The organism is Rhodocaloribacter sp. (assembly GCF_056451265.1).
The window spans coordinates 1-13,669 of record NZ_JBWOPL010000114.1 but is presented as its reverse complement, the minus strand read 5'-3'; the positions used below and the strand labels follow the sequence as shown (position 1 = coordinate 13,669).

Annotated in this window: 12 protein-coding genes; 4 read left to right on the top strand and 8 right to left on the bottom strand. The window is 67.8% G+C overall.

Annotation, left to right across the window (positions count from 1 at the left end; translation table 11 throughout):
* Window positions 1-118 precede the first annotated feature (118 nt).
* On the top strand, window positions 119-2,467 hold the full coding sequence (locus AC1HIY_RS16845; protein WP_479577956.1) for a T9SS type A sorting domain-containing protein: 2,349 nt from the start codon (window positions 119-121) through the stop codon (window positions 2,465-2,467).
* Window positions 2,468-2,479: 12 nt separating this feature from the next.
* Here AC1HIY_RS16845 and AC1HIY_RS16840 read toward each other — a convergent pair whose 3' ends face one another.
* Window positions 2,480-3,577 (bottom strand): carboxypeptidase-like regulatory domain-containing protein, encoded by a 1,098-nt coding sequence (locus AC1HIY_RS16840; RefSeq protein WP_479577955.1) that lies wholly within the window; start codon window positions 3,575-3,577, stop codon window positions 2,480-2,482.
* 110 nt (window positions 3,578-3,687) lie between these two features.
* On the opposite strand from AC1HIY_RS16840, the gene AC1HIY_RS16835 reads away from it, so the two are divergent.
* Entirely contained in the window at window positions 3,688-4,428 is a 741-nt protein-coding gene (locus AC1HIY_RS16835; RefSeq protein ID WP_479577954.1) for a 4'-phosphopantetheinyl transferase family protein, read from the top strand.
* Between the two features lie 19 nt (window positions 4,429-4,447).
* Here AC1HIY_RS16835 and AC1HIY_RS16830 read toward each other — a convergent pair whose 3' ends face one another.
* Entirely contained in the window at window positions 4,448-5,581 is a 1,134-nt protein-coding gene (locus tag AC1HIY_RS16830; protein WP_479577953.1) for a carboxypeptidase-like regulatory domain-containing protein, read from the bottom strand.
* A gap of 444 nt (window positions 5,582-6,025) precedes the next feature.
* Here AC1HIY_RS16830 and AC1HIY_RS16825 point away from each other — a divergent pair, with 444 nt between their 5' ends.
* A complete protein-coding gene (locus AC1HIY_RS16825) occupies window positions 6,026-6,823 on the top strand; it encodes a hypothetical protein (RefSeq protein ID WP_479577952.1) in 798 nt (265 codons plus the stop codon).
* Window positions 6,824-6,844: 21 nt separating this feature from the next.
* On the opposite strand, the gene AC1HIY_RS16820 is transcribed toward AC1HIY_RS16825, so the two are convergent.
* Entirely contained in the window at window positions 6,845-8,815 is a 1,971-nt protein-coding gene (locus AC1HIY_RS16820) for an AMP-binding protein (RefSeq protein ID WP_479577951.1), read from the bottom strand.
* An 81-nt stretch (window positions 8,816-8,896) separates the two neighbouring features.
* On the bottom strand, window positions 8,897-9,547 hold the full coding sequence (gene purN, locus AC1HIY_RS16815; protein ID WP_479577950.1) for a phosphoribosylglycinamide formyltransferase: 651 nt from the start codon (window positions 9,545-9,547) through the stop codon (window positions 8,897-8,899).
* 229 nt (window positions 9,548-9,776) lie between these two features.
* Between purN and AC1HIY_RS16810 the strand changes: the two genes are divergently transcribed.
* Complete coding sequence (locus tag AC1HIY_RS16810; protein ID WP_479577949.1) at window positions 9,777-10,046, top strand: hypothetical protein; 270 nt, start codon at window positions 9,777-9,779, stop codon at window positions 10,044-10,046.
* Window positions 10,047-10,066: 20 nt separating this feature from the next.
* Here AC1HIY_RS16810 and AC1HIY_RS16805 read toward each other — a convergent pair whose 3' ends face one another.
* The 4 genes from AC1HIY_RS16805 to modA form a co-directional block, all read right to left on the bottom strand.
* Window positions 10,067-11,023 (bottom strand): S66 peptidase family protein, encoded by a 957-nt coding sequence (locus tag AC1HIY_RS16805; RefSeq protein WP_479577948.1) that lies wholly within the window; start codon window positions 11,021-11,023, stop codon window positions 10,067-10,069.
* Between the two features lie 11 nt (window positions 11,024-11,034).
* Entirely contained in the window at window positions 11,035-12,156 is a 1,122-nt protein-coding gene (gene modC, locus AC1HIY_RS16800) for a molybdenum ABC transporter ATP-binding protein (RefSeq protein WP_479577947.1), read from the bottom strand.
* Window positions 12,153-12,830: a molybdate ABC transporter permease subunit gene (gene modB / locus AC1HIY_RS16795; RefSeq protein ID WP_479577946.1), complete on the bottom strand. Its 678-nt coding sequence runs from the start codon at window positions 12,828-12,830 to the stop codon at window positions 12,153-12,155. The genes modC and modB overlap by 4 nt, the downstream gene beginning before the upstream one ends.
* Window position 12,831: 1 nt before the next feature.
* On the bottom strand, window positions 12,832-13,669 hold an 838-nt coding region (gene modA / locus AC1HIY_RS16790; RefSeq protein ID WP_479577945.1), incomplete at its 5' end, for a molybdate ABC transporter substrate-binding protein.

Genomic DNA, 13,669 nt, shown 5'->3' with positions numbered 1-13,669 from the left:
AGGGACGCACCAGGGCGTGCGCCTGCCTGTTTTTTCCGTCAAAATGTTCGATATTGCTCGGGGCGAAGTGCGTCCGGTGCGCGGGCACGGGCGAAAAGACCTTTTTACCTTCAAGGAGATGCGAGATCTTTTTTTCCGGGGACTGTGGGCGGCGCTGTGGGTGTGCGTTTGGGTGGGCATCGGGCCGCGTCCGGCAGCGGCGCAGGCGGGCGACTGTGTCTATCCGGTGATTTTCATCCACGGGTGGACCGGCAGCCAGGACTCTTTCGCCTCGGTCTATGGGGATCCCGCGTTCGCCGGGCTCTGGGGCGCGCTCGACGGCGGCGCGAACGACCACGTCTACCATGCCGTGCTCAACGCGACCACGAACACCGACATCGACGGGGCGGACGGCATCCTCGGCACGAGCGACGACGACGTGCTCGTCTCCTTCGTCGAGGATCAGTTCGGCCAACCGGTCAACGCGCTTCAGCCGGGATGCGTCTATGCGATCAACTTCGAGAACTTCTGGAACGAGGATCCCAACAACCCGGTGCTCGATCGCAACGGCGGCGACTCGCCCGGTTTCGCGGAGTCGGACAGCAATGAGGCGGCGATCCTCAAACAGGGGTATGCGCTCGGAAAGATGATCGAAGCAGTGCTCGCGGCGAATCCGACGAAGGAGAAAGTGGTGCTCGTCGGACATTCGATGGGCGGGCTGGCCGCGCGCGAGTACCTGCAACGGCGCGTGCCCGAGACGCCCGGCGGCACGCCCCGGTGGTGGGTCGATCCGTCGAGCGAGGACGGGCACCGGGTCGCCCGGCTCCTCACGATGGGCACGCCGCACCGGGGGAGCAACCTCCTCGGCAATTCCTCGGAGCCGCGCAAGGACGCCCTCCCGGACCCGGCCAGCGAAGCCGTCCGCGACCTCCGCTATAGCTATGCCTGTGGTTTCCTCCTCCTCGACGACTGCTCTGCCCCCTACCTCTTCGGCGGCGATGAAGGCGACATCCCGGGCTTCCCCTTTCCCTTCTGGAACGACGACGTGAACTGCGACGGCGACGAGTCGGACGTGCTCCCCGGCATCAACGTGGACGGCGCGACCGTGGGCGCGGGCGATCCCTGGGACGGCACGTACGACAACCCGAACATGCCGCTCCCGACGAACGTCCGCTATACCTGGTATACCTCGGATGCCCCCGGCGGCGGCGCGGACGACGACGTGGTCGACCTCGACCGGCAGTACATTTACGAGATCGTCGGGGGAGAGAAAATCCCCGTGCCCAACGACGGGGTCTCGTGGCGGCTCTCGGATACGCTGAAGACGGACCTGACCCACCTCGATGAGAACGACGACGTGGACGGCGTGGCGCGCGGCATCGACGAGGGCGACTACCCCGCGCACGCGTGGAAGGTCGCGCCGGGCCCGACTTACGCCGCCCTCCCGCAGTGGCGCTCCGAAAAAGCCCCCGACGGCGCCCCCCGCGACGACCCCGACTGGTACCTCTTCACCCTCGACGCCGACGCTGCCGTGACGGTCACCCTCACGCCCACGCCCGGGCTTTCCGGTCGCCTCGATCTGTATGAGACGACCCCGGATCCGTACGACGAAGGCGACGGGACGGTCTTCACCACGTTCGACGGCGCCTCGGGCACGATCCGTCTCGCGTCCACCGGCCTCCTTGCCGCGGGCGCGTATTACGTCCGGGTCCGACACGAGGGCGTGGGGCTCACGGACTGGCACACGCCGTACCTGCTTTCGGTGGATCTCGGAGCGACGCCCGACCTCGAAGTGACCGTGACGCCGCTCAACCCACCCGTCGAAATTCCACCCGAAGGCGGGCGTTTCGACTTCACTCTGACCCTCACGAATAACACGACGGTCTCGCAGACCGTGGACGTGTGGTTCGTGATCGCGAACGCCGATGCGGGGGTGAGCGTCACACGCGGGCCGTACGGCGTGACCGTCGGCGCGGGCGGATCGTTCAGCCGCACCATCGGCCAAAACGTGCCGGGCGGCGCGCCGGCGGGGGATTATACCTTCACCGCCAACGCCGGCGACTTCCCCGTCGTGGACGTGAGCGACAGCTTCACGTTCACCAAGCTCGCCGCGGCCAAGAGCGGGCCGCTCGTTTATGACTGGAACACTACCGCTTCGGGCCGTCCGCTCGTTGCCCACGCCGTCCTCGACGCCGGAACGGACGCCGTTCGGGCGCTTCCGCAGGCCTTCACGCTCAGTCCGAACTTCCCGAACCCGTTCAACCCCCGCACCACGTTTACGCTCACCGTGGCCGAATCGCAGCGGGTGCGGGTGGCCGTCTTCGACGTGCTCGGTCGCCGGGTGGCGCTTCTCCACGACGGCCTCGTCGCGGCGGGCGCGCCGCTACGCCTCACGTTCGACGCGGGCAACCTCCCGAGCGGCGTCTATCTCTATCGCGCCGACGGCGAGCGTTTCTCCGCCTCGCGCCGGATGACCCTGCTCAAGTGAGCCTCCGCGGCCTCACTCCGGCCGATACTCCTTCGGAAGCTCGTCCGCCACACGCTCGAACGCAAAGTACCCGTATACGGTCAGCCCGTACGGATCGACGATCTCGCCCGTGCGGTCGACCGTGGTGGGGCCGTCCGTGAGGCGGAGCCACGAACGCTGGTTTTCGGGCGCGCGGCGATAATACACGCCCTTCCATCGGAGGAAAGCCTCGTCTTCCTCTTCGTATAGATAGATGACCTCGATGAAGCCGTAAAAGCGAAGGGTGCGTTCCTCCGGCGTCGGGCCGTCCTTGAGGATCGACGTCACCCGGAGCGGCAGCTTGACGCGGCTCCGCTCGGGATTTTCGCGGGTCGGGATGCGGTAGGCGAGGAAGCCCGCCTCGTCGAGGCTGTCGGCGAGGGCGGCGCGCATGAAGTGCCGGAAGGAGCCGAGATACGCACGCCGCCGGTTCTCTTTCCACTGAGCCTCTTCGTCGGGGCTCTCGGGTTCGAGGGGTTCGAAGAGGGGCTCGCCGTCGTAGCGGATCGTCCCGCCGGCAGCGAGGAACTCTTTCAGAAAATAGCGGATGCGATACCCGAGCGCCCGGTTCTCGATGATGAGCGGCTCCCGGGCGCGTGCGGTGAGCTTGCCCCACCATCGGGTTTCGAAGTCGAGCGCTTCCGGATTGAGGATCTTCGTCTCGGCGGCGTTCGGCGACTCGCCGAGGAAGAGGCGGGTGAATTTTTCGAGCCGTTTCCGCCACTTTTCGTCGGCTTTTGCCTCGACGGTGATCGCGTCCATTTCGAGGACGGCGGGGGTGAGCCGGACCTCGAACGTGTACACGCGGTCTTCCGTGACGAGCGTGTCGATGTGGACGGGTTCGAATCCGAGCATGGAGACGAAGAGGCGATGCGCGCCGCGCGGGATGTCGCGGAGGTGAAAGCGTCCCTCGGCGTCGGTGGTCGTGCCGTTCATGGTGGCGGCGAGGAAGACGTGGGCGGCGGGGAGGGGCGCGCCGGTCTCGGCGTCGGTCACGGCGCCCGTGAAGGCGGCGCGCGTGCCGGGCTGTCCGACGGCGAGGGGGGGCAGGGCCGCGACCGCGATCAGGCTGAGAAGGAGACGGCTTCGCATGGAAGGACGGCGAAAAAAAGCGCTCGGCGAAACGGCAAGCCGCTTCATACATTGGAGGAGATGATACCGCCCGCCTTGCGCCCTTGATCCGAGACCCGTCGCCCGAGAACATGTCTGAACTGCAGTGGATGCCCGCCCCTCCCGTCCTCCCGGCAGGTCCCGGGGAAGTGCACGTGTGGCGCGTATCGCTCGATATGCCGGAGGGGGAGGTGGAACGGCATACCGCGGTGCTCCGGCCGGATGAGCGAGTGCGGGCCGAACGCTTCTTTTTCGAGAAACACCGGCGGCGGTTCATCGTGGCGCGCGGCGTGCTCCGGCGCGTGCTCGGGCGCTACCTCGACGCGCGCCCGGAGGCGCTTCGTTTCGACTATGGGCCGCAGGGCAAGCCCTCGCTTCACCGCCCGGCGGGGACGTCGCTCCGTTTCAACGTGTCCCATTCCGGCGCGCTCGCCCTCATCGCGGTGACGGCCGAGCGAGAGCTCGGCGTGGACGTCGAGCGCGTCGATCCGAAGCGGGCCGCCGTGAACATTGCCGAGCGGTTCTTTGCGCCGGAGGAGGTGGCGGTCTTTCGCTCGCTTCCGCCGGCGCAGCGGGAGGAGGGGTTCTTCAACGCATGGACGCGGAAAGAGGCGTACATGAAAGCCACGGGCCGGGGACTCACGCTCGGCCTCGACCGGTTCGTCGTCACCCTTCGGCCCGGCGCGGAGGCGGCGCTCGTCTCGACGGCCTGGCATCCCCCCGACGCCGCCCGGTGGACGATGCGCGCGCTCGACCCGGGGCCCGGCTATGCCGCCGCCCTCGCCGTCGAAGGGGACGGCTGGCGGCTCCGGCGCTTCGCGTGGGAAGGATAGGCGGTGCGGCTCCTCCGCGTCACCGGCCCGGACGGTATTCTTTCGGCACCTCGTCCGCCACGCGCTCGAAGGCATAGTACCCGTAGAGCGTCACGCCGTACGGATCGACGATGTCGCCTTTGTAATCGACCGTGACGGGGCCTTTTTCCAGGCTGATCCACGAGGTCTGGAAGCCCGGCTTCCGCCCGAGTCCGCCTTTCTTGGCCCATTCGAGATACGAGGGGTCTTCTTTCTCGCCCATGAAAATGATCTCGACCATGCCTTCGAAGTCGAGGATCTTCTCCGTGGGGATCTCGCCGGGCTTGAGGAGCGAGGCGGGGTCGAGGGGGTAGCGTTCGTTTCCGCGGAGCGCGCCGCCGCCAAGACGGCTGTTGTTCGCCGTGGGCGCCGCCGTGGGACGGCTGTACACCTTGAAGCCCTGCCGCTCCGTGCGACCGGCGAGGAGCGCCAGCATAAAGTGCCGGAACGAGCCGATGAACGCCCGTCGCCGGTTCTCTTCCCAGAAAGCCGCCTCTTCCGGCGACGACGGTTCGAGTTCTTCGTAGAGCGGCTCGCCATCGTACCGGGTGCGCGACGGCTCGGCGACGAAGTCCTTCAAAAAATACCGGATGCGATAGCCGAGCGCGCGGTTCTCGATGATGAGCGGCTCGCTCGCCCGCGCTTCGAAGTGGCCGAACTTGTCAACGAAGTCGAGCACCTCGGGATTGGTGATCTTGGTCTTCTCCGCATTGGGCGTCTCGCCGATGAAAAGACGTGTGAACTTCTCCAGACGCTTCTTCCAGTTCTTGTCGCCTTTGGCCTCCACGGTGATCTCTCCAACTTCGAGGACGGTCTCCTCGAGCTTGAAGTCGTACGGGTAGACGCGGGCTTCGCGGAGGTTGAGGTCGCGAGCTTGCGGCTCGAAGCCGAGCATGGAGACGTACAGCCGGTGCGCGCCGAGGGGCACGGGGGAGAGACGGTAGCGCCCGTCCTTGTCGGTGGTGGTGCCGATCATGGAGACGGCGATGAAGACGTGCGCGCCGGGCAGGGGCTCCCCCGTCTGCGCATCGACGACGGTGCCGGTGATCGTGGCGGCGGGCGTTTGTGCCGTGGCGAGGACGGGAGTGAGGACAAAGAGCGTGGTGAGCGCGAGGGCGCGGAAAGAAACCTTCATGGCAGGCGGAGGGTCCGGATTGGGTGAGAGGGCCTCCTCGAGGGGAGGGACGGGCCGGCCTCTCACAATTTTCGCGCCGGGAGGCGGCATGATCCTGCGTCGTGTCCCGGCGGCGATCGTTACGGGATGCATCGGGTACTTCCGCCGCCGGGTCTCGTTCCTCATGCCGCCGAGTGTCCAGCCGAATGAACGGTCGCTCACGCAAAACACTGGCGACAGCGGAAGACCGGGGCGATGTGGGCCTGGCGCCCGGCGACCCGGCCGGGGCGAGGAACGGGCCGGGTATGTTTCGGTTAGATCCGGTGCCGCGGGGCGTTTCCGTTGCGTCGCGCGACCCGGCCGACATGGGCCTGCCTTCTCTGCTGCGTGCCCCTCGCGTGGCTGAATCCAGGCCGGAGACTCCCCGTAAAGATCGCCTTCGCTCCCCATCGTCCTCCTTTGCCCATGTCCGATTCCCCTCGATTCGACGAAGCCGCCATCGCAGAGATTTTTCGTCAGGCCGCCGAAGCCCAGACCGAGGCGCGAAACCGTGCCCGCGTCGCCGACGGGTTGACGCTGGATGAACTCCTGGAGATCGGGAAGGAAGCGGGCCTCTCGCCCGAGTTCATTCTTCAGGCGGCCTCTCGTGTGGGCGCCGAGGTCGAGGCCGGTCAGCGTCCGACGTTCATGGGCCTTCCCATCGGCGTCGAGCGTCAGATCGAGCTGCCCGGTCCGATGTCCGACGAAGAATGGGAGCGCCTGGTGGTGGACCTGCGGAGCACCTTCCGCGCGAAAGGCAAGGTGCGGCGTTCAGGCAATCTCCGGGAGTGGCACAACGGCAACCTTCACGCGCTCGTGGAGCCGACCGAGAAGGGCTACCGACTGCGCATGGGCACGCTCAAGGGCAGCGCCCGGGAGATGATGAGCGCCGGAGTCGGGGCCATCCTCTTCTCCCTGCTCGGCGCCGTGTTGCTGTTTGCCATGGGCGATCTCGAGACGAAGAAGATGGTTGCGTTGCTCGTGTTCGCTGCGGTAGGCGGCGGCATAATCGGTGGTTCCCTGCTCAACCTGCGCGCGTGGGCGGCGGAGCGGGAACGGCAGATGGACGGGGTGGCCCGGCGAACGCTGGCGCGCATGCAGGAGGCACGGCAACCCTCGGCGGCGTCGCCGACGCTCACCGGCACGAGAGAACCCCTCATCGAAATCGACGAACCTGCCGATCCCGAGGCCGCCACCGTTCGGCGGATGCGTGACCGTTCCTGATCCTCTTCGGGAACGAGAGGCTCACACGGCGCGCCGGATGGCTTCCACGGTGGATGGGTCTTCGAGGCTCGACACGTCGCCGGGGTCGCGGCCGAGGTAGGCGGCCCGGATGACGCGGCGCATGACCTTGGCGTTGCGCGTCTTCGGGAGGGCCGTCGTGAAGAGGATCGCGCGGGGCTTGAGCGGCTTGCCGAGTTCGGCGGTGATGACGGCGGTGAGTTCCTCGCGGAGCGCGTCGCTCGGCGCGTAGCCGGGCTTGAGCACGACGAACGCCGCCACCTCCTCGCCCTTGACGGGATGCGGCACACCGATGGCCGCGCTCTCGGCGACGGCTTCATGCGCGTTGAGAAGCGCCTCCACCTCGGCGGGGCCGAGCCGCTTGCCCGCCACCTTGATCGTGTCGTCGCTCCGGCCCAGGATGTACCACAGATCGTCCTCGTCGATGGCGGCGAAATCGCCGTGGACCCACACGCCCTCGAAGCGGCTCCAGTACGTGTCGAGGTAGCGCTGCCGGTCGTTCCAGAAGCCGCGCGTCATGCCGATCCACGGCTTGCGGATGACCAGCTCCCCGACGGCGCCGCGCACGGGCGTCCCATGCTCGTCCACCACGTCGGCGGCCATGCCCGGGACGGGACCGGAGAAGGCGCACGGCTTGAGCGGCCTGAAGAAATTCCCGCACAGGATGCCCCCGGAAATCTCGGTGCCGCCGGAATAGTTGAGGATCGGCTTTTTACCATCGAGGACGTTCTCGAAGAGCCACATCCATGACTCGGGATCCCACGGGCTGCCCGTCGAGCCGACGGCGCGCAGGCCGGAGACGTCGTGCTTCTCGATGGGGGCCGTCCCGTGGGGCTTGAGGGCGCGGATGAGCACGGGCGAGAGCCCGAGGTGCGTCACGCCGTGATCCTCGACGACCTGCCACACGCGATCGACGTCGGGATAGTCCGGCGCACCGTCGAAAAAGACCATCGTCGCGCCGATGGTGAGCGTGCCGAAGACGAGCCACGGTCCCATCATCCAGCCCATGTCGGTCATCCACCACATCACGTCGCTCGGCTTGAGGTCCATGGCGTGGTACATGTCCTGCGCGCCCTTGACGGGGAAGCCGCAGTGGGTGTGCACCGCCCCTTTGGGCCGCCCGGTGGTGCCGCTCGTGTAGATGATCATGAGCACGTCCTCGGCGGCGGTGCGCTCGGTCTCGGCCTCGTCCGCGTGATCCTCTACGAAAGCGTCCCAGTCGAGGTCGCGGCCTTCGGTCCACGGCGTCTCTTCGAGCCCGGCATACCGGTGGACGATGACGTGCTCGACCGTCGGGACGGAGGCGAGGGCCTCGTCGGCGGTGGCTTTCATCGCAATGGCGCGCCCGCGTCGACGGTAGCCGTCGGCGGTGAAGAGGGCCTTCGCCCCGGCGTCGTTGAGGCGCGTGGCGACGGCGCTCGGACCGTACCCGCTGAAGAGCGGCAGGATGACGCCTCCGATCTTCACGACGGCGAGAAAAGCAATGGCCAGTTCGGGCGTCATCGGCATGTACAGCCCGACGGCATCCCCCTTGCCGAGGCCGAGCCATCGCAGAGCGTTGGCGCATCGGCACACCTCCCGGTGAAGCTCGCCGTAGGTGTACGTCCGCACCGAACCGTCCTCGCCCTCCCATCGGAGCGCCATGCGATCGCGCGCCTCGGTCTCCTGCCACTTGTCGAGGCAATTGTGGATGATGTTCATTTCCCCGCCGACGCACCACTTCGGGAAAGCGACGCCCTCGGAGAGATCCATCACCGTCTCGTACGGCGTGTAAAACCGGACGTCGAGGTCTTCGAGCGCCGCATCCCAGAACCACGCCACATCCTCCACGGACCGCCGCATCAGCTCGTCATACGTAGCGATGCCGTGCTTGTCCATGAAGCACTTCAGGTTGCTTTCCGCGATCCATTGCGGATGGGGCTGCCATACGATTTTCTGTCCGAAGGGGAACGTGTCGGGGCTTTCGGTCGGCATGGGACGGAGCGGGTTGGATGAGCAAGGAGGCTATGCCGGAAAGATAATCGTTTGATCCGAGCGAGGGAACGGGGCCCCGCCTTATTCCGGGGCGTCGAGGATGCGGACGCGGCGGCCCGCTACGACGACGCGCCCCTCGGCGAAGAACCGAAGCGCTTCGGGATAGATCCGGTGTTCCACTTCGAGCACGCGGGCGGCGAGCGTCTCCGGGGTGTCGTCGTCGCGCACGGGGACGGGCTCCTGCGCCACGATGGGGCCGGTGTCGTAGGCCTCATCGACGAGATGCACCGTCGCGCCGGTCCACTTGACGCCGTATGCGAGCACGGCGCGATGGACACGCATGCCGTACATCCCCTTGCCGCCAAAGGCCGGCAAAAGCGCCGGGTGAATGTTGAGCATCCGACCGTGAAAGGCGCGCACCACCGGGGCCGGGATGAGCTTCAAATAGCCGGCGAGCGCGATGAAGGTGACGTCGTGCCGTTCGAGCGTCGCCAGGAGTTCGGCGACGTACGCCGCTTCGTCTTCGAAGGCCCGGGGCGTACGGACGACCGCGGGGATGCCGCGTCGCCGCGCCCGCTCGAGCACGCCCGCCTCCGGACGATCGCTCAGACACAGCGCCACCTCGAGCGGGAGCGCGCCCCGCTCGACGGCCTCGACGATGGCTTCGAAATTACTGCCGCCCCCCGAGGCGAAAACGGCGAGACGGATCCGGTCGGTTCTGGCGTTGGACATGGGTTCGGGGCCGCGCTTCACGGGTGATTCGATGGCGCATGTTAGCATTCACCGGGGAGAGGATTGGGAAAAAGCACGTGAAGAGTGCCGGGCGCAGAGCAATGTGAAGAAAAAGTTAAGGAGGTTATGTCTGCGCCCTCCCCGTGTTTCTCTTCAAACCCCTGAGAACGTTTTGAGGATGTCGACCGGCGCTCTCGGGGGATGTCTTCACGCAAGGACCGTCAAAGGTATGATCAGCGCCTGGAACATGACCGTCGAATTCGTCCACTTCTCGGGGGATTGGGAAGCAGAACACCGGCAGGCAGTGGCTGAAGCCACGGCGATCTTCGAACGAAAAAAGAGCGGGGTGATCCTGCCGCCGGGGTGGAAGCCCTGGGTCTGCATCTGCCGCCAGGTGAACAGCATACCGTATTACAGCGCCTCCCGGGCGGGGATGCCGGAGATCATCGTCGCGAGCACCGTCGATGAGTTGGCGGAGAAGATCGTGTCGGCGCCGTGAAGCGGAGCGCCGGGGCGCATCTACTCCGGCGGGCGGACGCGCGCGAGGACGGGTTCGAGGAGCGCGAGGGCGGCGCTTTCCGCATCGACGGTCAGGCGCGCGCGCACGCCGACGGGCAGGGTGTTTTTGACGGGGAAATGGCCGTACACGAGTCCCCGCGCCACGGGGTAAGGGGCGTCGTGGAAGTAGTCGTGGAAGACGGCGTCGAGTGGGAGGGACGGGCGTCCGGGCGGCGGTTCGCACTCGGTGAAACCGCCGAGGACGAGCCCGCCGAGGCCGTCGAGGTGACCGGAGAGCCGGAGGTGCGCGAGCATCCCGTCGATGCGGTACGGCGCTTCGCCCACTTCTTCGAGAAAGAGGAGGGCGCCCCGGAGCGGCGGGAGGAAAGGGGTGCCGATGAGCCGGGTGAGCACCGCGAGGTTGCCGCCGATGAGCGGGCCTTCCGCCGCGCCGGGCCGCACGGGATGCAGCGTTTCGCCGGAGGGCCCGAGGAGCGGCGACGGCACGGCCCCACGCGCCAGATCCAGGAACAGCCGCTCGCTCGCCGCGTCGAGATCGCCCCATTCGACGGCGGCCATCGGACCGGAGAGGCCGGGCCACCCGGCGTTCGCCAGGAAGGCGAGGTGGAGCGCCGTCACGTCGCTGTATCCGACGAGGAGCTTGGGATGCCGCCGGGCCGCCTCATAGTCGAGGCGCGGGAGGAGCCGGAGGGCGCCGTAGCCGCCCCGCACGCAGACGAGCGCCTTCACGTCGGAGCGCCGGAGGAAGGTGTTGAGGTCGTCCGCCCGCTCTTCATCCGTGCCGGCGAGGTAGCCGCGCCGCTTCCACGCCGAACGACCGACCTCGACGCGAAAGCCGAGCGCTTCGAGGCGCGCGAGGCCCGCGCGCAGCCGCCCGACGTCCGAAGCAGGACTGCCCGGCGCGACGACGGCGAGGGTGTCCCCGGGAAAGAGCGGGGCGGGTTTGCGGAGTTTCATGGAAACGAGGGTCAGGCGGTGTCGGGAGCTTCGTAGAGGGAGAACGAGCGGGCTTTGATGATCAGAAACAGTTCGACGCCCGGCGCGAGGCCGAGTTCGTCGATGGCGGCGGACGTGACTTCCACGACCAGGGGCGGGGCATGTTCGGATACCCGCGCCGAGATGAGGTGCCAGAAGCCGATGTCCCGGATGTGATCCACGCGCGCCGGAAGGATGTTGCGTGCGGAGAGCCCGGTCGGTCGCGCGGCGGAGAGCGTGATGTCGGAGGCGGGCACGCTCAGCATCAGGCGGCTGCCCGGGCGCTGCCGGGAGCGGGGCGCGACGATCAGCGGGTCCGTCTCATGCGCGCCGAGCCGCACGAGGCTCGTCTCCCCCGATGTCTCGACGAGCACGCCCGGCAGGATGTTTTCGAACCCCTCGTTCTCGGCGATGGGAAACACCTCGGAGCGCGTCAGGACCGAACGCGGCTCGCCCCGCGCGATGATCGCCCCGTCGCGGAGCACGATCAGGTCGTCGCAGAGGGCCTGCACCTCGATGGGGTTGTGGGAGATGAGGAGCATGGGCACGTCGAACTGTTCGCGCACGCGGTCGAGGAACGGGAGCACGCGGCGACGGATGCCCGCGTCGAGGGAGGCGAGGGGTTCGTCGAGCAGGAGCAGGCGCGGGCCGGAGCAGAGCGCGCGCCCGAGGGCCACCCGCTGGCGCTCGCCGCCCGAGAGCGTGGCGGGGTCGCGTTCGAGCAACGGCCCGATGCCGAGCACCTCGACCACGTTGTGAAGGGTGCCTTCGGCGTCCACGGCATTCCGCATCGCCCGCCTCATCCCCGAGCGAAGGTTGCCCAGGACGGTCTTGTGTGGGAACAGGAGGCTGTCCTGCGGCAGATACCCGACGCCGCGCGCCTCCGGCGGGACGAAGCGTCTGCCCGGCGTGTCGAGCCACACGTCGTCGCCGAAGCGGATCCGTCCCGTGGCCCGCCGGCGCAGCCCCGCGATGGTTTCGAGGAGCGAGGTCTTGCCCGAACCCGACACGCCGAAGACGCCCGTAACCCGATGCGTGGTCTCGAAGCCTACGTCGAGGTCAAAACGGTCGAGCGGCAGGCGCACGCGGGCGGAGAGGGTGGGGAAGGCGCTCATCTCGCAGCGGCGGCGATGGGTTTTCGGGACAGGTATTCCGTGGTGAAGATAGCGCCGAAACCGACGAGAAGGGCGATGACGAGGAGAAAATCGGCTTCGGCGTCCTGTCCGGCCTGTTGCGCGCTGAAGATGGCGGTGGCGAGCGTTTGCGTGCGTCCGGGGATGTTTCCGGCGATGATGATCGTTGCGCCGAACTCGCCCATGGCGCGGGTGAAGCCGAGGATGACCGCCGCGAGGAGCCCGCGCGAGGCCATGGGCAGGGTGTACTGGAAAAAGGTGGCGACGGGCCCGTGTCCGAGCGTGCGCGCCATGCCTTCATACCGGGGATCGACGCCCTCGAAGCTGACCCGCGCCGTGCGGATGATGAGCGGTGCGGACATTACGGCGCAGGCGAGGACGACGGCCTTCCACGTGAGCAAAATGTCGAGGTCGATGCCGAGGGTCTCCCGCCCGAGCGGCCCGTCGGAGGAGAGCAGCCGGAGCAGGAGGTATCCGACGGCGGTGGGCGGAAGCACGAGCGGCAGACCCGCGACGGTGGAGAGGACCCGCTTGCCGAAAAACTCGAACCGGGCCAGCGCATAGGCGAGCAAGGCGCCGGGGAGCATCACGAGGACGGTGGCCAGGGAGGCCCAGAGAAGCGTCGAGCGAAGGGCGACGAGCGTCGTTTCGGTCACGTCAGGGCAGGATGGAGGTGGAAGAGGACGGCGCACCGGCGATCGGCACAAAGCCGTAGTGCTCGAAGATCGCCCGCGCCTCGGGTCCGGTCAAGTACGCATAAAACCGGCGGGCCGCCTCGGGATGAGGGGCGTCGGCGATGCGGGCGAGCGCGTAGCGTATGGCGGGACCCTCCTCGGGGGGGACCTCGTAGAGCACGCGCAACCGGTCGGCGAAGGCGAGCCGGTCCGTGTGGTACACGATGGCGACCACGTTCGGTTCGGCGAGGGCCAGCCCGAGGGCGGAACGCACGTCAGGCGCGGGAGCGATCCGCGTCTCGAGGGTCTGCCACAGGCTCGCGCCGCCGCAGTCGTGCGCCGTCATCCACGCGCGGGCGTACGTCCCGGCGGGCACGCCGTCGGGACGGCCCATGGCGACGTATTTGAACGGCATCGAGGCCAGCGCGCACGGATCGGAGAGCCTACCGGCCCTCCCATCGCTCGTGACCACGACGAGGCGGTTCGTCAGGAGGTCGCGCCGCGAGCCCTCGGCCAGCCGGCCGGCGTCGGCGGCAAAGTCCATCCACGTTTCATCGGCGCTGAGGAAGAGGTCCGCCCCCGGCGCGGCGGCGATCTGCCGGGCCAGCACGTTCGACCCGGCGAAGTTGAAGAAGACCTCGTCTCCGGAGGCGGCCTCGTACGAGCGGCCCAGCGCCTCCATGACGTCGCGAAGGCTCGCGGCGGCAAAGACCACCACCTCGCGCGCTTCCTCCGAACCCTCCTCCACCTTCCCCCCGCACCCGGCCGCAAAGAGCACCGCGACGGCGATCCACACGGATGAGAAGCGAAGGGCCGGCCGG